This window comes from Streptomyces sp. A2-16 (assembly GCF_018128905.1).
In the GTDB taxonomy this organism is placed as follows: Bacteria; Actinomycetota; Actinomycetes; order Streptomycetales; family Streptomycetaceae; genus Streptomyces.
In genome coordinates, this window is record NZ_CP063808.1 from 6,592,040 (window position 1) to 6,610,100 (window position 18,061).

The following is an 18,061-nucleotide window of genomic DNA, read 5'->3' on the forward strand; positions in this document are numbered from 1 at the left end:
CCAGGAGACAGCAGTGGCCCGCCGCCCCCTCCCCCGCATCCTGAGCACAGGCAGCGCGCAGATCGCCCGGAGCCGGGAGCTGGCCCGGACGGCGGCCGACAGCGCCACCGACGTCCTCCATCCACTGATCACGATCACCCGCGGTCTGCGCCGGCTGGCCTCGGCCGGGCGGCGCAAGTGGGCCGAGACCCCCAAGGACAGGCGCGGCCCGCTGCTCTTCCTGGTGGCCTCGGTGGTCCTGGTCGTGGCGCTCGTTCCGTACGGCCCGCTGCTCGCCGTCATCAGCCTGATGGCGGCGGCTGCCTGGCAGGGCCGGGACCGCAGGCCGCCGGAACAGGAAGGACCGGACGAGTCGCAGACACAGCGCCTGCAGTCGCTGTACGAAGCACTCGTCCCGTACTTCTCGGCGGCCGAGGACCCGGCCCCGCTGTACACGCACGGCGGCGAGTGGGAGCAGGCCTTCCCCGAGTACGACTTCGACGGCACCGGCCGCATCACCCATCTGCTGATCCGCTATCCGGCGTACTTCACCGACGGCGAGGCCGAGTCCCGGGCCCGCATCGAGCAGCTGCTGCACGCCAAGTCGGGCCGCGGCCGTGAGTACCACTTCACCTGGGACGAGGAGGGCAACCAGCTCACGGTCACCGTCCTCGCCCCGCTGCCCACCGACATCGCCGCCCAGCGATTCGTCACCGCCCCGGGCGAGACGGTCCTCGGCTTCACCGACCCCACCCAGGTCCAGCGCACCCTCCCGCTCGGCTACGGCGACGAGCAGCGCGACGTCCCGCCGGTCGTCTGGCGCACCGGCATCCGCTCCACCGAGCCGCACCTGCTGGCCCTGGGCCAGCCGGGCAGCGGCACCTCCACGCTGCTGCGTTCGATCGCTCTCCAGGCCCTTCAGTACGGCGACGTCGTCATCCTCGAGGGCGGCGGCACCGGCGAGTACGCGTGCCTGACCGGCCGGGACGGGGTCCTGGCGGTCGAGTGCGGGCTCACCGGTGCGCTGGCCAGCCTGGAGTGGGCGGCGACCGAGACCGAGCGCCGCCTCATCGCCACCAACCGGGCCCGGCAGGCGGGGCATCCGCCGCCCGAGGACACCAAGCGTCCACTGTGGATCCTCCTCGACCGTCCGAGCGCCTTCACCCACCTGGCCGCCGCGGACGGCCGCAAGGATCCGCAGTCCCTGCTCCAGGTCCCCCTGCGGCACGGGCGCGCGGCGAACGTCACGGTGGTGGTGGCCGATCAGTTCGACAGCGCGGAGGCGTTGAGCGATCCGGTACGACAGCACACGCGCGCGCGTGTCGTCCTGGGCCCCGCGACGGCGGAGCAACTGGAGGCCGTGCTGGGGGCGCCCCCGCAGTCGACCCCGGTCTCACAGGTGCCGCCCGGACGGGGGTACGCCCGCCTGGGCGCGGGGCCGGTCCACCGCCTCCAGGTACCGGCGACTCCGGATCCGTACGACGACGCCACGAGCGAGGCGGACCGGCAGGCGGTGCTGGCGTTGCTTCCGGAGCGGACGACTCCGGCCGATGCGGAAGCGGTCCCCTCGGGAGCGGTGGTCGCGGAAGCGCCGTAGGAGTGACGGTCGGGGCGGCTGCGGGCCGGCGAGGGCCGGTCGCGCAGCCCCCGCGCCCCTGGGCAGGTCCGGCCGGCGATCTCAGGCCACGAAAGTGCGCGGCGCCTCCCCGCCGCCGGACCCTCCGCTCTCCACCACCCTCGCCGCGGCGGCCAGTCGTACCGCCGCCTCCTCGGCCAGTGCGCCGCCCACCGTGAAGGGCAGGCGCACATAGCCCTCGAAGGCGCCGTCCACCCCGAAACGCGGCCCCGACGGGACGCGCACCCCCACGCGCTCGCCGACTTCGGCCAGCCGGGAGCCGGACAGCCCGCCCGCCCGCACCCACAGGGTCAGGCCGCCCTGCGGCACCTCGAACTCCCAGGAGGGCAGTTCCTTGCGCATCGCCGCCACCAGCGCGTCCCGGTTCTCCCGGGCCTGGGTCCGCCGCAGCTCCACGGCCTGCTCCCAGCCGCCCGTGCTGAACAGCCAGTTCACGGCCAGCTGCTCGAGGACCGGCGTGCCCAGGTCGGCGTAGGCCCGCGCAGCGACCAGGCTGCGGATCACGTCCGGTGCCGCCCGGACCCAGCCGATCCGCATCCCGGCCCAGAACGCCTTGCTGGCGGAGCCGACGGTGACCACCGTGGATCCGGCCGGGTCGAAGGCGCACACCGGCCGCGGCATCGAGACGTCCTCGTCCAGCCACAGCTCGGTCATCGTCTCGTCGGCGACCAGCACGGTCCCCGCGGAGCGCGCCGCCTCCACCAGCTGCCGCCGCTGGTCCTCGTCGGCCAGCGCACCGGTCGGGTTGTGGAAGTCGGCGACGACATAGGCGATCCGCGGCGCCGCGTCCCGCAGCACCTGGCGCCAGCGGTCGATGTCCCAGCCGGTCAGCCCCTCCGCCATCGCGACGGGCACGAGCCGGGCGCCCGCCTCCCGCATCAGCTGGAGGATGTTCGCGTAGGAGGGGGACTCCACCGCAATGCGCTCGCCCCGGCCCCCGAACAGATGACAGATCGCGTCGATCGCGCCCATCGCACCGGTCGTGACCATGATCTGCTCGGGCATGGTCGGGATCCCGCGCGCGCTGTACCGCTCGGCGATCATCGCGCGCAGGGCAGGGAGACCCGCCGGGTAGTCACCGTGGGTGTGGGCGTACGGCGGCAGCTCCTCGAGGGCGCCCTGCACGGCCCGCGTCAGCCACGGCTCGGGGGCGGGCAGTGCCGCGCAGCCCAGGTCGATCATCGAGCCGAGGGCCTCGGGCGGGAGGGGTTCCAGGCCGCGCGCGGGGAGCGGGTTCCCGGCCGGTACGGCCGTCCAGCTGCCCGCGCCGCGCCGGGACTCCAGGAAGCCCTCGGCCCGCAGCGCCTCGTAGGCCGCCGCGACGGTCGTACGGCTGACGGACAGGGAGAGGGCCAGCTCGCGTTCCGCGGGCAGCCGGGCGGCCACCGGAACTCGCCCCTCCAGGACCAGCAGCCGGATGCCGTCGGCGAGTCCTCGGTAGGCCGGCGGGCGACGCGTGCCGGGGCCGGCCGGGCGGTCCTGCTGGGAGTTGAGCAGCCGGGCGAGCTGCGCCGCACCCACCGCCGAGGTCCACTGCGCCACTGAAATCAGTCCACCTTCCCCGAATTGGCCATGGATGGCGTGTCATCCCAAGCCACAGGGTGTCATGCATCAGGCCACCAGCACCACCTTCGCATCGCAGTACGACCCCAACGGGAGGACCCGCCTTGTCTGCACAGAGCCGTCTCGGGCGACGGTTGATCCAGCTCTACACCGGCCTCGCCCTGTACGGAGCCAGCTCCGCGCTGCTCGTGGAGGCGGGCCTGGGCCTGGAGCCGTGGGGCGTGCTGCACCAGGGCCTGGCCGAGCTCACCGGCCTGTCGATCGGTGTCGTGTCGATCGTCGTGGGCGCGGCGGTGCTGCTCCTGTGGATCCCGTTGCGGCAGCGGCCGGGCCTCGGCACGGTCTCCAACGTCTTCGTGGTCGGCATCGCCATGGACGCCACCCTCGCCGCGGTCCCCGAGACGCACGGTCTCGCCGTACGGATCCCGCTGCTGCTGGCCGGCATCGTGCTCAACGGCGTGGCGACCGGTCTCTACATCGCCGCGAACTTCGGCCCGGGCCCCAGGGACGGCCTGATGACCGGGTTGCACCGGCGGACGGGGCGCTCGATCCGGCTGATGCGGACCGCGGTCGAAGTGGCAGTCGTGGTCACGGGGTTCGTGCTCGGCGGCACCATCGGCGCAGGAACCGTCCTCTACGCGGTGTCCATCGGCCCGCTCGCCCAGCTCTTCCTGCGCGTGTTCGCCGTCCCCCCGGCATCCGACGGCAGCACGGTCGTTGCCGAAGGGCAACCGCGGAGAGCGATACTGCGTCCGTGACCTCGCCGATACGCCACCCCTACCTCGACCACCCCGGTCCCATCCCCTTCGCCCACCGGGGCGGGGCCGCGGACGGCCTGGAGAACACCGCGCTCCAGTTCCGGCGGGCGATCGAGGCGGGTTACCGGTACCTGGAGACCGACGTCCACGCCACCGCGGACGGCAAGCTGGTCGCCTTCCACGACGACACCCTGGACCGGGTGACCGACGGGGCGGGCCGGATAGCGGAGCTGCCCTGGGCGCGGGTACGGCACGCGCGCGTGGCCGGCAAGGAGCCGGTGCCACTCTTCGAGGAACTCCTGGAGGCCTTTCCCGAAGCGCGCTGGAACGTCGACGTCAAGGCCGAGCCGGCCCTCCAGCCGCTCCTGGACCTGGTCGAGCGCACCGGCTCCTGGGACCGCATCTGCGTCGGCTCCTTCTCCGAGGCGCGGGTGATGCGCGCCCAGCGGCTGGCCGGACCGCGCCTGGCGACCTCGTACGGCACCCGGGGCGTGCTGAACCTCCGGCTGCGGTCCTGGGGAGTCCCGGCGGCGCTGCGCCGCTCGGCCGTCGCCGCCCAGGTGCCCGAGGCCCAGTCCGGCATCCAGGTGGTCGACCACCGCTTCGTGCGCACCGCCCACGCGCGCGGGCTGCAGGTGCACGTGTGGACCGTCAACGAACCCGATCGCATGCACCGGCTTCTGGACCTGGGAGTCGATGGCATCATGACCGATCACATCGACACACTGCGCAAGGTCATGGAGGACCGGGGCGTCTGGGTCTGACCACGACCGGCCCGCCCGTCCCCCGGGCCGCGCACGGCACCTTCACGGGGAAGCGAGGGCACGGGTGGGCACCGACACCGTGCAGGCGGGCGCGGCGGACGAGGCCGCCCACCGGCGGCGTGAGCAACGCGGCTGGTACTTCTACGACTGGGCGTGCTCCGTCTACTCGACGAGCGTGCTCACCGTGTTCCTCGGGCCTTATCTGACCTCGGTCGCGAAGAACGCGGCGGACGCGGACGGCTATGTCCATCCCCTGGGCATCCCGGTGCGGGCCGGCTCCTTCTTCGCGTACTCGGTGTCGCTGTCGGTGATCGTGGCGGTGCTGGTGATGCCCCTGGTGGGTGCCGCCGCCGACCGCGGCGGCCGCAAGAAGCCCCTGCTGGCGGCCGCCGCCTACACCGGGGCTGCCGCGACGACCGGCATGTTCTTCCTCGGCGGCGACCGCTATCTCCTCGGTGGCGCCCTCCTGGTCGTCGCGAACGCGGCACAGTCCGTGGGGATGATGCTCTACAACTCCTACCTCCCCCAGATCGCCGCGCCCGAGGAGCGCGACACGGTCTCCTCCAAGGGCTGGGCCTTCGGATACGCGGCGGGCGCCCTGGTACTGGTCGCGAACCTCGTTCTCTACATGGGGCACGACTCGTTCGGCCTCTCCGAGAGCGCCGCGGTCCGCGTCTGTCTGGCCTCGGCCGGGCTGTGGTGGGGAGCCTTCACGCTGATTCCGCTCCGAAGGCTGCGCGACCGGAGTTCCGCCACCAAGGAATCGACGGCCCCGGGCTTCCGGCAGCTCGCGGCCACCGTCCGCGACATGCGCCGCCACCCGCACACGCTCGCCTTCCTGCTGGCGTACCTGATCTACAACGACGGCATCCAGACCGTGATCTCCCAGGCCTCGGTCTACGGCTCCGAGGAACTGGATCTCGGGCAGTCCACGCTCATCGTGGCCGTGCTCCTGGTCCAGGTGCTCGCGGTGGCGGGCGCGCTGGCGCTCGGCCGACTCGCCCGGACCCACGGGGCCAAACGCACGATTCTCGGCTCGCTGGTCGCCTGGGCGGTGATCCTGGGGGCAGGCTTCTTCCTGCCCGCCGGCGCGCCCGTGTGGTTCTTCGTCCTGGCCGCCGGCATCGGGCTCGTCCTCGGCGGCAGCCAGGCCCTGTCGCGCTCCCTGTTCTCCCATCTCGTGCCGCCCGGCAAGGAGGCCGAGTACTTCTCGGCGTACGAGATGAGCGACCGCGGGATGAGCTGGCTGGGCCCGCTGCTGTTCGGGATCACCTACCAGCTGACGGGAAGTTATCGGGACGCGATCATCTCGCTGGTGGCCTTCTTCGTCATCGGGTTCGCCCTGCTCGCAAGGGTTCCGGTGCGGCGGGCGATCAGCGACGCGGGCAATCCCGTACCCGAAAGGATTTAGCGTTCAACACCAAAGCGCTGTAGTGTACGCGTTTGGCCTGCCAGGCGTACCGTTACTGCGCGTCAAAGATGCCGAAACGCTGGGTGACATCTGCTAGCAGATGTGACAAACCGGGCACTGGTGGGTACAACAAGGGGCGGCTACGACGGCGACGCATTGCCCGGGACGGGACCCGGAACGGGAATCTTTACCGCCGACCGGACGTTGACCGGTATGACGACGACAGCGACACCTGTCCTGTGGGCGACAAGCCCGGGAGGCACGATTCATGAGTGAGCGAGCTCTTCGCGGCACGCGCCTCGTGGTGACCAGCTACGAGACGGACCGCGGTATCGACCTGGCCCCGCGCCAGGCCGTGGAGTACGCATGCGAGAAGGGGCACCGCTTCGAGATGCCCTTCTCGGTCGAGGCGGAGATTCCGCCGGAGTGGGAGTGCAAGGTCTGCGGGGCCCAGGCACTCCTCGTGGACGGCGACGGCCCTGAAGAGAAGAAGGCCAAGCCCGCGCGTACACATTGGGACATGCTGATGGAGCGACGCACCCGTGAGGAACTCGAAGAGGTCCTCGAGGAGCGTCTGGCGGTTCTGCGCTCCGGCGCGATGAACATCGCTGTTCATCCCCGGGACAGCCGCAAGTCGGCCTGAGCGGGAACACAGCGCATACAAGTAACCGCGGGCGCGGTACGTGATTCACGTACCGCGCCCGCGGTTTGTGCTGTCCACGTGCGGGCTCAGCGTCCCCGTGCGGGCTCAGCGTCCCCACGCGGGCTCAGCGGGTGAGCGGCGGGCGCTGGTCCCGCGGGGTGTCGTCGCCCGGCTCGTCCCGGACGATCACCTCGCCCTGCACCACCTTGCCGTCCGGGCGCCGAATCCGGGCCTGCTGGAACGCGTCCCCGAGGGTGCCGGGGCCGGCGGCGCGGAGCCTGCGGTCGAAGGTGCGCTCGGCGTACCGGCCGACGGCCTTCTGGACCGGCGGGACCAGCAGGAGCAGGCCGACCGCGTCGGAGATCAGGCCGGGGATCATCAGGAGCAGGCCGGCCAGCATCATCAGGCCGTTGCCACCGCTGCCGGAGCTCGAGGGGGCGCCGCCCCGCTGGAGCGCTTCGTTCAGGTTCCGGAAGGCGCGGCGGCCGGCCCGCTTGATGACCACCGAGCCGAGCACGAAGCCGGCCACCAGGAGCAGGAACACCGCGAATCCGCTCGCCGCGCCCGCGACCACGGTGAGCAGCCAGATCTCCAGCACCAGCCAGGCGGCGACGCCCAGCGGCAGGAAGGTGCGCGTACGGGAGCGGCGGGGCCGGGCGGGGTACGTGGGGGTCGGAGCGCCTGTCGTCATGCGTCCAGTGTGCCTGGGCGCGGCTCAACACGGCATAAGGGGACGATCAACCGCGCCTGTGAGCTCGTAGGGCTACGGCTGTGAGCGCTTTCCCCGTGCCGTGATCCTGCCGACCCGCTCCCCCACACCCCAGGTGGTGACGCGCCACAGGGCCTCCACGAGGATGTCGCGGCTCATCTTGGAGTCGCCGTGTTCGCGCTCGACGAAGGTGATCGGCACCTCAACGACGTGGTAGCCGGCCTTGACGGCGCGGCGGGCGAGGTCCACCTGGAAGCAGTAGCCCTGGGAGGCGACGTCGTCGAGGCCGAGGCCTTCGAGGGTCTCGCGGCGGAAGGCGCGGTAGCCGCCCGTGATGTCACGCAGGGGCAGGTCGAGGGCGACGCGCGAGTAGAGGCTGCCGCCGCGGGAGATGAACTCGCGCGACCTGGGCCAGTTCACGACCCGGCCGCCGGGCACCCAGCGGGAGCCGAGGACCAGGTCGGCGCCCTTGAGCGCGGTCAGCAGACGGGGTAGTTCCTCGGGCTGGTGGGAGCCGTCGGCGTCCATCTCGACCAGGACGCCGTAGCCGTGCTCGAGGCCCCAGTGGAAGCCGGCGAGATAGGCGGCGCCCAGGCCTTCCTTGCCCTTGCGGTGCAGGACCTGGACCTGGTCGTCCTCGACGGCCAGTTCGTCGGCGAGCTTGCCGGTGCCGTCGGGGCTGTTGTCGTCGGCCACGAGGACGTGCGCCTCCGGGACGGCCTTGCGCACCCGGCCCACGATCGCCTTGATGTTCTCCGCCTCGTTGTAGGTCGGAATGATCACCAACGCCGTGCCGAGCGGGCCGAATCGCCTCTCCTGGCCCGTGTGGGTCCCGTCGCCGTCGTTCACCGCTGCCCCTTCGAGTCAATCCGCAGGCGTCCACCATAGTGCGCACGGCCTGCGATGACGTGACAAGGCGTTCGTATGCTGGTGTCGTTTCCACAAGAGCGGGGTAAGACTAGATATTTCGGCCGCGATGGCTGAAAATCCGCCTTCGCTGCGGATGGGGGCCCGGCGCCCTTCGGGCCGACCTGGGGCCCGCTGGCTGCGGGTCGACCGAGAGCCGTTGTCTACTGAACGCCCGGGCCCCACCCGGGTCACACCTCCCCGGCCGGACGGAACGTTCCCTCGCCGTGGCGCGAGCGCTGAGCCTGGCTCCCAGTGGCGGTGTTCCGGTGCGGCACACCGTCCCTGACCCAGCGGCGCTGCGACGACTGGGCGGAGGTTCCCCGGTCGGGCGTCCGGTGGTGGACCCGGCCGAACCTACCCGTCTCCTGCCGTCGGCTGTCAACAGCCGTTTGACCTGCGCCTCTTCCGTCAATGCCCTGGTCAGTGCGGAGGATGCGCAGGTCGCGCGACAGCGGGGCGGCGGGCGATCGCACACGCGCCACCCCAGGAGATCACTCGCCCGGCCGTACGAAGACCGTCCGTCCGCCGACCACGGTGCGCAGGCAGACGGGCAGCTCGCGCCCCGGCGTCAGGTCCGGCAGGCCGGGGGTGCCGGAGCGGGGGTCGGTGGACCAGCGGGCGACCCGGTCGTCGGGGGCCTGCACGACCAGTTCGTCGGTGCGCCACACGGCGTAGTCGGCGGGCGCGCCGGGCACCAGGACCCCCGCGTCGTCCCTGCCGACCGCCCGCCAGCCGCCGCGGGTGTGCGCGGTGAAGGCGGCCCGCGCGGAGACGCGGTGCTCGGGGGTGCGGTGGAAGGCGGCCGCGCGGACCGTGCCCCACGGGTCGAGCGGGGTGACGGGGCTGTCGGATCCGAAGGCGAGCGGGACACCGGCGCGCAGGAGGGCCGCGAAGGGGTTCATACGGCTCGCCCGCTCCCGGCCCAGGCGCCGGGCGTACATGCCGTCCTCGCCGCCCCACAGGGCGTCGAAGGCGGGCTGGACGGAGGCGGTGAGGCCGAGTTCGGCGAACGCGGCGATCGTCTCGGGGGTGGGCATCTCCACGTGCTCGACGCGGTGCCGGGCGGCGCGGACGCGGGCGAGGCCGAGCTTCTCGGCGGCCGCGCGGACACCCTCGACCACGGCGGTCAGCGCCGCGTCGCCGATCGCGTGGAAGCCGGCCTGGATGCCCGCCTCGGTGCAGGCCGTGACATGGGCGGCGACGGCGTCGGCGTCAAGGTAGGCGATGCCGGTGTGGTCGGTGTCGGTGTACGGCTCGTGCAGGCACGCGGTGTGGGAGCCGAGGGCGCCGTCGACGAAGAGGTCCCCGGCGGCGCCGAGCGCGCCGAGCTCGCGTGCCTTGGCAACGCCTTCATCGGCCTGCTCGGCCCAGTAGCCGACGACCCGTGGGCCCGCCTCCTCCGCGGCGAGCCGCAGCAGGCCGGTGAAGTCGTCCTCCGAGGAGATCTCGGGCCCTGCGCATTCGTGAACGGTCCCGATGCCCAGGGAGGCGGCGTGGGCGAGGGCGGCGCGCTGGGCCTGCGCGCGCTGGGCCGGGGAGACGGAGGCGAGGGCCTTCGAGCGGACCGCGTGGTGGGCGTCGGCCGTGAGGGGTCCGTCCACCGCTCCGAGGGTCGTCATGTCGAGCAGTGCCGTCGTCGCCACCGCCGAGTGGACGTCGATGCGGCTCAGATACAGGGGACGGCCGCCGGTGGCCGCATCGAGTTCGGCGCGCGTGGGCGGGCGGTTGCCGGGCCAGCGCGAGGCGTCCCAGCCGTGGCCGAGGAGGACCTGGTCGTTCGGGCGGGCGGCCGCGAACTCTCGTACGAGGGTCAGGGCCGCGTCCAGAGAAGGCGCGTCGGACAGGTCGAGGCCCGTGAGGGCGAGGCCCGTCGCGGTGGTGTGCACATGTGCGTCGGTGAACGCCGGTGTGACCAGAGCGCCGTCCAGGTCCACGACCTCGTCGACGCCCTCCGCGAAGGCGTCGGCGGCGCCCTCGGAACCGACCCAGGCCACCTGTCCGCGTTCGACGACCATCGCGGTGGCGAAGGGGTCGGCGGGGCTGTGGACTTCGCCTCGGCGCAGGAGGACGGTCTTCGGTTCGCTCATGGGGACAGTTTCGCAGGGGGCCGCGCGCCCCTGGGGGTGCGGGTGCGCTGCCGGACGCCTGCCCCGTTGCGGCCGGTCGCGCCCGGGCGGCGGGGCCGCATGTCGCCATGGCCTCGCGCCCCTGGGCGGGCGCGGTCCCCGTGGGTCGGACGGTGGGATCAGATGCGCGGGGGGCGAGCCTCGTACGGGGTCGAGAGAACCACCGTCGTGCGCGTCGAGACGCCCGCCAGTGACCGCAGGCGGGCCAGGAGCTCCTCCAGCTCGTGCGGAGTCGCCACCCGCACCTTCAGGATGTAGTTCTCGTCGCCGGCCACGCTGTGGCACGCCTCGATCTCGGGGACGCCGGCGAGACGGTCCGCGATGTCGTCGGGGGCGCTGGGGTCGAACGGCTTCACCGAGATGAACGCGGTCATGGGCAGGCCCACCGCCTCGGGGTCGACCACCGCGGCGTACCCGCGGATGACACCGCGCTGCTCCAGCCGTCGCACCCGTTGGTGCACGGCCGAGGTGGACAGGCCCGTGGCCTTGCCCAGGTCCGTGTAACTCATCCGCCCGTCCTTGACGAGCAGCTGCACGATTTGTCGGTCCAGCTCCTCCATGGCGCAAGAACCTACAGTGCGCCTGATCCCCGCGGATACCTGAGCGCCCCAGGTCATGCCCGGTTCGTGATGTGAGCGAGGGGTGCCTGTGCGCCGTCTGAGGGACAAAGCGACCGCCACGGGCATCTGCGAGCGGCATGTGACGAAGGCCACACCCCTCCGGGAGCCTCCGTGATGGTCTCGTGATTACCGCCACGACGGGACGGGAAGTGCTTGCTGTGGTCGAGGCCGCAGTGCCTTCACGGCCCAGCCCGAGGGGGAGAACCCAATGCAGAGTCTTCAGCGCCCTGGTCGTACCGCGCCCAAGCGCCTCTCAGTCGTCGAGTCCGAGCCGGAGGGCGTCGAACCCGACGCTCTCGACGACGAGTTCGACGCGTACGACACCTTCGAGATGTACCGGGTGATCTGCCCGGACTGCGCGCAGCCCATCGCCCTGCTGGCGGACGAGGAGGTGCTGCCGGAGCACGCGCTGTGCGCCTCGCCGTGGAATCCGTTCGGCCTCACGGTGTGCGCCGGTACCGGCCGCAAGGCCGCCGAGGCCCGGTCGGCGGACGAGTCGGCTGAGCCCCAGGAGCAGGACACGGCCCTGCTGTTGACGCTCCCTCAGGGGCTCGACTGGCGGACCCAGCCGTTCTCGCACGTCGGTGGCCCGGGCTCGCGCCCCATGCGCGTGCCGGTGATGCGCCGTCAGGCCGCCTGAGCCCCCTCGCCCGGCCTCAGTCCCAGTAGCTGCCCTGCACCATGGCTCGCAGGCTGCCGTGGTGCAGGATCAGTGTGTCCGGATCCGCCGGTACGGCCACCTCGCCGAAGTGGGCCTGGCGGTAGGCGATGCGCAGCATGACGATGGCGTGCCGCAGCGCGGCGTACAGCGTGAAGAAGTCCATGTCCTGCGGGGTGTGACCGGTGAGTTCGGCGTAGCGGGACTCGATCCGGTCGCGGCGCAGGAAGCCGGGCAGCCCGCGCTGGCCGAAGGCGACCGTCAAGTCCTGGAAGAAGCGGTGCAGATAGACGGTCCAGCCGAGGTCGACCTCGCGCGGGGCCAGGGCCGCCATCTCCCAGTCCAGTACGGCGACGGGGTCGAAGCCGTCGTAGATCACGTTGCCGATGCGGGCGTCGCCCCAGTTGAGGACGGGCGGGCCGGGATCACGCGGCCACAGGTCCTCCAGCCGGTCGAAGGCCTGCTCGATGAGGGGTGAGCGGGCGAGTCCGTCGACCACCCACTCGTAGTAGGCGCGTTGGGCGGTGACATGGCGGCGCAGCGCGTCGCCCTCGCCGGGCAGCCGCAGGAACTCGGCTTCCGTCACGGGGACTTGGTCGTGCAGGCGGGCCAGCAGTCCGATCGTGGCCGCTTCCAGGTGCTCGCGCTCGGCATCGCCGGCGGCATGCAGCCAGTTGCCCTCGTAGGTGTAGGGCATGACGTCCGGCGGTACGCGGCCCGCCACGCGTTCCATGACGAAGAAGGGTGCCCCCAGCGGGCCGGGGTCCTCCTCCAGCCATCGCACCTCGGGGACGGGGAGGTCCGTGCAGCGGGCCACCGTCCGCATCGTGCGGTACTGACGGACCATGTCGTACACCGGGAAGACCGTGTACGCCGAGGGGTCCGCGGCCAGTCTCAACGCGCAGGCCCTCAGGGGCGGTTCGGGGTGCTCGATGTCGAAGAGGAGGGTCTCGCTGGACAGGCCGTTCGAGGCGGGGACGGTGACGTCGACTGCCTTCGCGCCGGGCAGGCGGGCGGCGAGCCAGACGGTGAGGCGGTGGGCGAGCTCCTCCGGGTCGCGGGTGGTGGTGCGGGGGCGCGGTGCCATGGCCATGTCGTCGACTCCCTTGCCGAGCTGCCCGAACTCCTTTACGGGGCCACCGAGTCGAAGCCGGTGAAGCCGCTCGGGTCGTGCCGTCCGATCGAGCCGTGCTCGAAGATGCCGTGGCCGGTCCGGCCGTCCAGCCGGAAGCGGGCGGCATGGTCGGTGACACCGAAGGCGGCCAGGGGGTGCGGCTCGGTCAGGTCGTAGGTACGGCGGTCGACCCAGTCGCGGCCCTGCCAGGTGCCGTGCTGCCAGTCGTCGGCGGGCGGGTAGCCGGCGCCGATCGCGAGCGGCGTGGAGGTGAGGACCTCCACCTCCAGCTCCATGGGCTTGCGGGGGTCGCCGAGTTGGATGAGGGCCCGCTCCGGGTGACGGGTACCGGAGCGGTAGGTGATCTCGGCCTGGGGCCAGCCGAGTTGGCGGTCGCGGTGACCGGGCCGCACCAGGGTCGCGTCGTTGAGCGAGCGGTGGCCGTCGGCGTCCTCCTGGACGATGACCATGAGGAAGCGGTCCTCGAAGCGGACCGGGCACCAGATCCAGTGGAAGCCCGACGTGGGATGCTCCTCGGCGAGCCGGCCCCCCTCCTCCCCCGGCACCGGCCGCACCCCCCAGCTGCGATCCCGCGCCCCCGTCCAGCCCTGCACCCGCAGTTCGCGCCCACCCACCCGGATCCAGCCGTCGCAGTGACCGGCCTGCACGAAACGTCTGCCCTCCAGGGTGAGCCTGCCGCCCCGCCGCTGAAGGTGGTGCGGCTCCCACAGGGCCGGGAAGTCGGCGCTCCAGTTGATCTCGTACGACAGCCCGTCCGGGTCGTCCGGGGCCGCCTCGCAGCGCAGCACGAAGTCACGCAGGGGGCGTTCGACCAGGATGCGCAGCGGGCCGACGGTGAGGTCGGTGCGGGAGTCGTCGCGCAAGGCGTCCGAGGCGCGCACCGCGTGCAGGGTGTCGCCGAGGCGCAGGGTCGCGTAGGCGTCGATCACGCCGAGGTTGGGGTAGACACCGAGCCCGAGGATCAGCAGTGCGCGTCCGTCGTGGTCCAGGACGTGGAAGATGCAGCGGTCGTAGGCGTTGCGGTCGCCCGTCGCCACGTACTTCATGGACAGGGGCACCTGGTGCACGGGGTACTCGTCGAGCGGTACGGGACGGTCGTCGGTCATGGCCGGCCTCCCTGCCGGTCTGCCTGCGGTGGGGGCTGACGGTACGTCAGCTCGCCGTAGGTGGCCAGATGTCCGACCCGGACGGCCGCGAACTCACGCCCGATTGCCGGGACCGGTGACCCGGCCGCCGACTCCCGCGTTGCCCCGGTATGGCCCTTACCTACACCCCGATTGCAGAATCGGTTGCGCCTCCCTACCGTCCCGCACCGCCGCCACCCCAGGACCCGCCCATCTACCGGGACCTGATGCGCACCTGGGCGAGCGGTGGCCGCACCCTGCCGGGGCGCCACGACCCGGAGTGGGTACGGCTCGCGGCGCCGCAGGTCAGGCCGGGCCAGTTCAGCGGGTCTCCGGACCCGCTAGATGACGGGCGATGACCATCCGCTGGATCTGGTTGGTGCCCTCGACGATCTGCAGGACCTTGGCCTCGCGCATGTACCGCTCGGCCGGGAAGTCCGCGGTGTAGCCGTAGCCGCCGAGGACCTGGACGGCGTCGGTGGTGACCTTCATCGCGGTGTCGGTGCAGTGCAGCTTGGCCATGGCAGCCTGTTTGGCGAAGGGGCGTCCGGCATCGCGCAGCCGCGCCGCCGCGAGGTACAGCGCGCGGCCCGCCTCGATCTGGGTCGCCATGTCGGCGAGCATGAAGCGCAGTCCCTGGAAGTCGGCGATCGGCCGCCCGAACTGCTGCCGCCCGGTCGCATAGCCGACCGCCTCGTCGAGGGCCGCCTGGGCCACTCCGATCGCGCAGGCCGCGATGCCGAGGCGCCCCGAGTCCAGCGCGGACAGGGCGATCGCGAAGCCCTGCCCCTCGTCGCCGATGCGCCGCCCGTCCGGGACGCGCACACCGTCGAAGTGGACCTGTGCCGTGGGCGAGCCCTTCATGCCCATCTTCTTCTCCGGCGCAGCGGCGCTCACGCCGTCCGCGTCGGCGGGCACCAGGAACGCGGTGATCCCGCGGGGGCCCTCCTCGCCGGTGCGCGCCATGACGGTGTAGAAGTCGGCGACCCCTCCGTGGGTGATCCACGCCTTGGTGCCGGTGATCACCCAGTCGTCGCCGTCCCGGACCGCTCGGGTGCGCAGCGAGGCCGCGTCCGAGCCGGACGAGGGCTCGGAGAGGCAGTAGGCGCCGAGCAGTCCGCCGCCGAGCATCGCGGGCAGGTGCTCGACCTGCTGCTCCTTGGTGCCGTAGGCGGCGAGGGCGTAGGAGGCGAGGGTGTGCACACTGACGCCGAGGCCGACCGTGAGGCGGGCCGCGGCGAGTTCTTCGAGGACCTGGAGGTAGACCTCGTACGGCTGGTCGGCGCCGCCGTGTTCGGAGTCGTAGGGCAGGCCGAGCAGGCCGGTCCGGGAGAGCAGGGTGAAGACCTCGCGCGGGAAGTGCCCGGCGTCCTCCTCCTCGGCCGCCCGCGGGACGATCTCGTGCTGCGCGATGTCGCGGACGAGCGAGATCAGATCCCGGGCCTCGTCCGTGGGCAGTTGCCGGTCCACCGGCTGCGGGGCGCGGTCGGGCATGGCGACGCTCTCCTCCCTGTAGGGCGCTGGCGGGCGCACGCCGTGGGGTGGGGCGGCTCCGCGGTCTCACTGGGCGCCGGCGCTGCTCGCGTCTCCCGGGTCACGGAAGCTGCTGACCAGCGGCGCCCTGTGAGTATGCCCGAAAGGAGACACCCGGTCACTGGTTAACGACCGCTTACTTCAAGATATACCGGCGCACCGACAGCCGACCTCGAATCGCGCCCGGATTGGTCCGAACCATTGACGAGGTGGTCTAGTCCTCCTACTGTTCCGGCAACGCTTCACCGCGTTCATGCCAATCCGCTGGCGTTCCCCTCTCCCCCACGAGGAGACACCGATGCACCTTCCTCAGCGCGCCCGCTTCCGGGCGCTGATCTCCGCCGCGTGCTGCGCGGTCCTCGGCGCGGGCCTGCTGGCCGGCGCGAGCAGCGCGACGGCGACCCCCGCGGCTTCCGCGGCTGCTGCGACTTCCGCGGCTGCTGCAGCTTCCGCGGCTTCCGGCACTCCCCAGGCTCCGCAGGTGAAGGCGGCCGGCTCCAAGGTCGTCGGCTACTTCACCGAATGGGGCACCTACGACCGCAAGTACTACGTCAAGAACATCGAGACCTCCGGCTCCGCGGCGAAGCTGACCCACATCAACTACGCCTTCGGAAACGTCACCGGAGGCAAGTGCGCGATGGGCGACGCCTACGCGGCGACCGACCGCACCTACACGGCGGCCGAGTCCGTGGACGGCGTCGCCGACACCTGGGACCAGCCGCTGCGGGGCAACTTCAACCAGCTGCGCGAGCTGAAGAAGAAGCACCCGGGTCTGAAGGTCATCTGGTCGTTCGGCGGCTGGACCTGGTCGAGCGGCTTCGGCGAGGCGGCCCGCAACCCCGCCGCGTTCGCACAGTCCTGCTACGACCTGGTCGAGAACTCCAAGTGGGCCGACGTCTTCGACGGCATCGACATCGACTGGGAGTATCCGAACGCCTGCGGCAACACCTGTGACACCAGTGGCAGGGAGGCGTTCAAGAACCTGATGGCGGCACTGCGTGCGAAGTTCGGCGGCAGCGCGCTGGTCACCGCCGCGATCACCGCGGACGCCACGGCCGGCGGCAAGATCGACGCCGCGAACTACGCGGGGGCGGCCCAGTACGTCGACTGGTACAACCCGATGACGTACGACTACTTCGGCGCCTGGGACGCGTCCGGGCCGACGGCCCCGCACTCGCCGCTGAACTCCTACTCCGGCATCCCGAAGGCCGGTTACTACACCTCTGCCACCATCGCCAAACTCAAGGGCCTCGGCATCCCGGCCTCGAAGCTGCTGCTCGGCATCGGCTTCTACGGCCGCGGCTGGACCGGTGTCACGCAGTCGGCGCCGGGTGGCAGCGCGACGGGTCCGGCGGCGGGCACCTACGAACAGGGCATCGACGACTACAAGGTGCTCAGGACCAAGTGCCCGGCGACGGGGACGGTCGGCGGCACCGCCTACGCCAAGTGCGGCAACAACTGGTGGAGTTACGACACCCCCGCCACCATCGCGACGAAGATGACGTACAAGAACCAGCAGGGTCTGGGCGGCACCTTCTTCTGGGAACTGAGCGGGGACACCTCGGGCGGCGAGCTGATCAAGGCGATCAACTAGCCGGGATCAGGCCGTGAACCGGCCGGTCCCACGGGGGACTTGGGGCGGGGGACCACGAGCCTTCGCCCCAACTCCACGCCCTCCGCTCCGACTCCACGCCCTCCGCTCCGACTCCGCGCCCCTTCGCTCCGGCCGCACGGGCTTCCGCTCCGGCTGCACGGGCTTCCGCCCCGGCTGCACGGGCCCGCGCCCGGCGCTCGTCAGCCGTCGCGGCGGGCCGGTTCCGGGGCCGGGTAGGCGGGGTCCAGTTCCTCGATGGCGCGCATCGAGGCGCCGAGCGTCTTCACCAGGAGGTCGCGCATGGTGTCGCGGGAGAGCTGGGGCGGGCCGTCGATCCAGTCGAGGGTGGCACCCTCGACACTGCACACCCAGGCGAGCAGTCCCATGCGGGCCAGCGGGGAGATGTCGGTACGGCCGTAGGCCCCTTCGGCGATGGTCGCCACGATCGCCGCGCGCACCCCGTCCCGGATGGCGTGCACCTCCGCGTCGAAACCGACACCGCCGCTGACGACGGTGCGGTAGGCCGCCTGGTTGTGCTCGGCGTACCGCAGATAGCTGTCCAGAGTGCGCTGGACGCGGTCGACCTGCTCCATCTCGAGACCGCTCGCCGCGTAGGTGACCAGGTCGGCGACGGAGTCCTGGATGATCGCCAGGTAGTAGCCCCGCTTGGACTGGAAGTAGTAGTAGATCAGCCCCTTGGCGACATGCGCCTGCTTGGCGATGTCGTCCATGGAGAGCGCGTCGTAGGACGTGTCCGCGAACAACTTCCGCCCGATGGCGATGAGTTCGGCGCGGCGCGCAACCGAGCGCTCGGTACCGCGGGCCCGTGGCCGAGCGGCTTCACGCTGATCACTGATATTCAAATTTCGACCCTGGTCTCGGGCTGGCGTCGGAACACC

Annotated in this window: 17 protein-coding genes; 8 read left to right on the forward strand and 9 right to left on the reverse strand. The window is 71.8% G+C overall.

What is annotated here, in order from left to right; all coding sequences use genetic code 11:
* Window positions 1-13 precede the first annotated feature (13 nt).
* Window positions 14-1,576, forward strand: coding sequence for a hypothetical protein (locus IOD14_RS29560; RefSeq protein WP_123987862.1), 1,563 nt, complete (start codon window positions 14-16; stop codon window positions 1,574-1,576).
* 81 nt (window positions 1,577-1,657) lie between these two features.
* On the opposite strand, the gene IOD14_RS29565 is transcribed toward IOD14_RS29560, so the two are convergent.
* Window positions 1,658-3,157 (reverse strand): PLP-dependent aminotransferase family protein, encoded by a 1,500-nt coding sequence (locus IOD14_RS29565; RefSeq protein WP_123987863.1) that lies wholly within the window; start codon window positions 3,155-3,157, stop codon window positions 1,658-1,660.
* Window positions 3,158-3,282: 125 nt separating this feature from the next.
* On the opposite strand from IOD14_RS29565, the gene IOD14_RS29570 reads away from it, so the two are divergent.
* The 4 genes from IOD14_RS29570 (at window position 3,283) to IOD14_RS29585 (ending at window position 6,754) form a co-directional block, all read left to right on the forward strand.
* Window positions 3,283-3,936 carry a hypothetical protein gene (locus IOD14_RS29570; protein ID WP_212672006.1) on the forward strand — a complete coding sequence of 218 codons (654 nt, stop codon included), beginning with the start codon at window positions 3,283-3,285 and terminating at the stop codon, window positions 3,934-3,936.
* Window positions 3,933-4,700, forward strand: coding sequence for a glycerophosphodiester phosphodiesterase (locus tag IOD14_RS29575; protein ID WP_212672007.1), 768 nt, complete (start codon window positions 3,933-3,935; stop codon window positions 4,698-4,700). Before IOD14_RS29570 ends, IOD14_RS29575 begins: the two co-directional genes overlap by 4 nt.
* 64 nt (window positions 4,701-4,764) lie before the next feature.
* Complete coding sequence (locus IOD14_RS29580; protein ID WP_212672008.1) at window positions 4,765-6,111, forward strand: MFS transporter; 1,347 nt, start codon at window positions 4,765-4,767, stop codon at window positions 6,109-6,111.
* A gap of 268 nt (window positions 6,112-6,379) precedes the next feature.
* On the forward strand, window positions 6,380-6,754 hold the full coding sequence (locus tag IOD14_RS29585; protein WP_003977404.1) for an RNA polymerase-binding protein RbpA: 375 nt from the start codon (window positions 6,380-6,382) through the stop codon (window positions 6,752-6,754).
* Between the two features lie 124 nt (window positions 6,755-6,878).
* On the opposite strand, the gene fxsA is transcribed toward IOD14_RS29585, so the two are convergent.
* The 4 genes from fxsA to IOD14_RS29605 form a co-directional block, all read right to left on the reverse strand.
* The gene (gene fxsA, locus IOD14_RS29590) at window positions 6,879-7,445 is read right to left on the reverse strand and encodes an FxsA family membrane protein (protein ID WP_212672009.1); all 567 of its coding nucleotides are present in this window, start codon (window positions 7,443-7,445) and stop codon (window positions 6,879-6,881) included.
* Window positions 7,446-7,517: 72 nt separating this feature from the next.
* The gene (locus IOD14_RS29595; RefSeq protein ID WP_212672010.1) at window positions 7,518-8,312 is read right to left on the reverse strand and encodes a polyprenol monophosphomannose synthase; all 795 of its coding nucleotides are present in this window, start codon (window positions 8,310-8,312) and stop codon (window positions 7,518-7,520) included.
* Between the two features lie 551 nt (window positions 8,313-8,863).
* Entirely contained in the window at window positions 8,864-10,459 is a 1,596-nt protein-coding gene (locus tag IOD14_RS29600) for an amidohydrolase (protein ID WP_212672011.1), read from the reverse strand.
* A gap of 158 nt (window positions 10,460-10,617) precedes the next feature.
* Window positions 10,618-11,058 carry an Lrp/AsnC family transcriptional regulator gene (locus IOD14_RS29605; RefSeq protein WP_004002750.1) on the reverse strand — a complete coding sequence of 147 codons (441 nt, stop codon included), beginning with the start codon at window positions 11,056-11,058 and terminating at the stop codon, window positions 10,618-10,620.
* A 268-nt stretch (window positions 11,059-11,326) separates the two neighbouring features.
* On the opposite strand from IOD14_RS29605, the gene IOD14_RS29610 reads away from it, so the two are divergent.
* On the forward strand, window positions 11,327-11,758 hold the full coding sequence (locus IOD14_RS29610) for a hypothetical protein (protein WP_123987870.1): 432 nt from the start codon (window positions 11,327-11,329) through the stop codon (window positions 11,756-11,758).
* Window positions 11,759-11,774: 16 nt separating this feature from the next.
* Here IOD14_RS29610 and IOD14_RS29615 read toward each other — a convergent pair whose 3' ends face one another.
* Both IOD14_RS29615 and IOD14_RS29620 read right to left on the reverse strand, forming a co-directional pair.
* Window positions 11,775-12,869, reverse strand: a complete 1,095-nt coding sequence (locus IOD14_RS29615) for a phosphotransferase family protein (protein ID WP_212672012.1) — start codon at window positions 12,867-12,869, stop codon at window positions 11,775-11,777.
* A gap of 35 nt (window positions 12,870-12,904) precedes the next feature.
* The gene (locus IOD14_RS29620) at window positions 12,905-14,017 is read right to left on the reverse strand and encodes a hypothetical protein (RefSeq protein WP_212672013.1); all 1,113 of its coding nucleotides are present in this window, start codon (window positions 14,015-14,017) and stop codon (window positions 12,905-12,907) included.
* Between the two features lie 149 nt (window positions 14,018-14,166).
* Here IOD14_RS29620 and IOD14_RS44545 point away from each other — a divergent pair, with 149 nt between their 5' ends.
* Entirely contained in the window at window positions 14,167-14,394 is a 228-nt protein-coding gene (locus IOD14_RS44545) for a hypothetical protein (RefSeq protein ID WP_123987873.1), read from the forward strand.
* On the opposite strand, the gene IOD14_RS29625 is transcribed toward IOD14_RS44545, so the two are convergent.
* The gene (locus IOD14_RS29625; protein WP_212672014.1) at window positions 14,357-15,529 is read right to left on the reverse strand and encodes an acyl-CoA dehydrogenase; all 1,173 of its coding nucleotides are present in this window, start codon (window positions 15,527-15,529) and stop codon (window positions 14,357-14,359) included. The two genes, IOD14_RS44545 and IOD14_RS29625, sit on opposite strands and share 38 nt — an antisense overlap.
* A gap of 337 nt (window positions 15,530-15,866) precedes the next feature.
* On the opposite strand from IOD14_RS29625, the gene IOD14_RS29630 reads away from it, so the two are divergent.
* Window positions 15,867-17,162: a glycoside hydrolase family 18 protein gene (locus tag IOD14_RS29630; RefSeq protein WP_212672015.1), complete on the forward strand. Its 1,296-nt coding sequence runs from the start codon at window positions 15,867-15,869 to the stop codon at window positions 17,160-17,162.
* A gap of 200 nt (window positions 17,163-17,362) precedes the next feature.
* Here IOD14_RS29630 and IOD14_RS29635 read toward each other — a convergent pair whose 3' ends face one another.
* Window positions 17,363-18,025, reverse strand: coding sequence for a TetR/AcrR family transcriptional regulator (locus IOD14_RS29635; protein ID WP_123987876.1), 663 nt, complete (start codon window positions 18,023-18,025; stop codon window positions 17,363-17,365).
* Window positions 18,026-18,061: the final 36 nt, after the last annotated feature.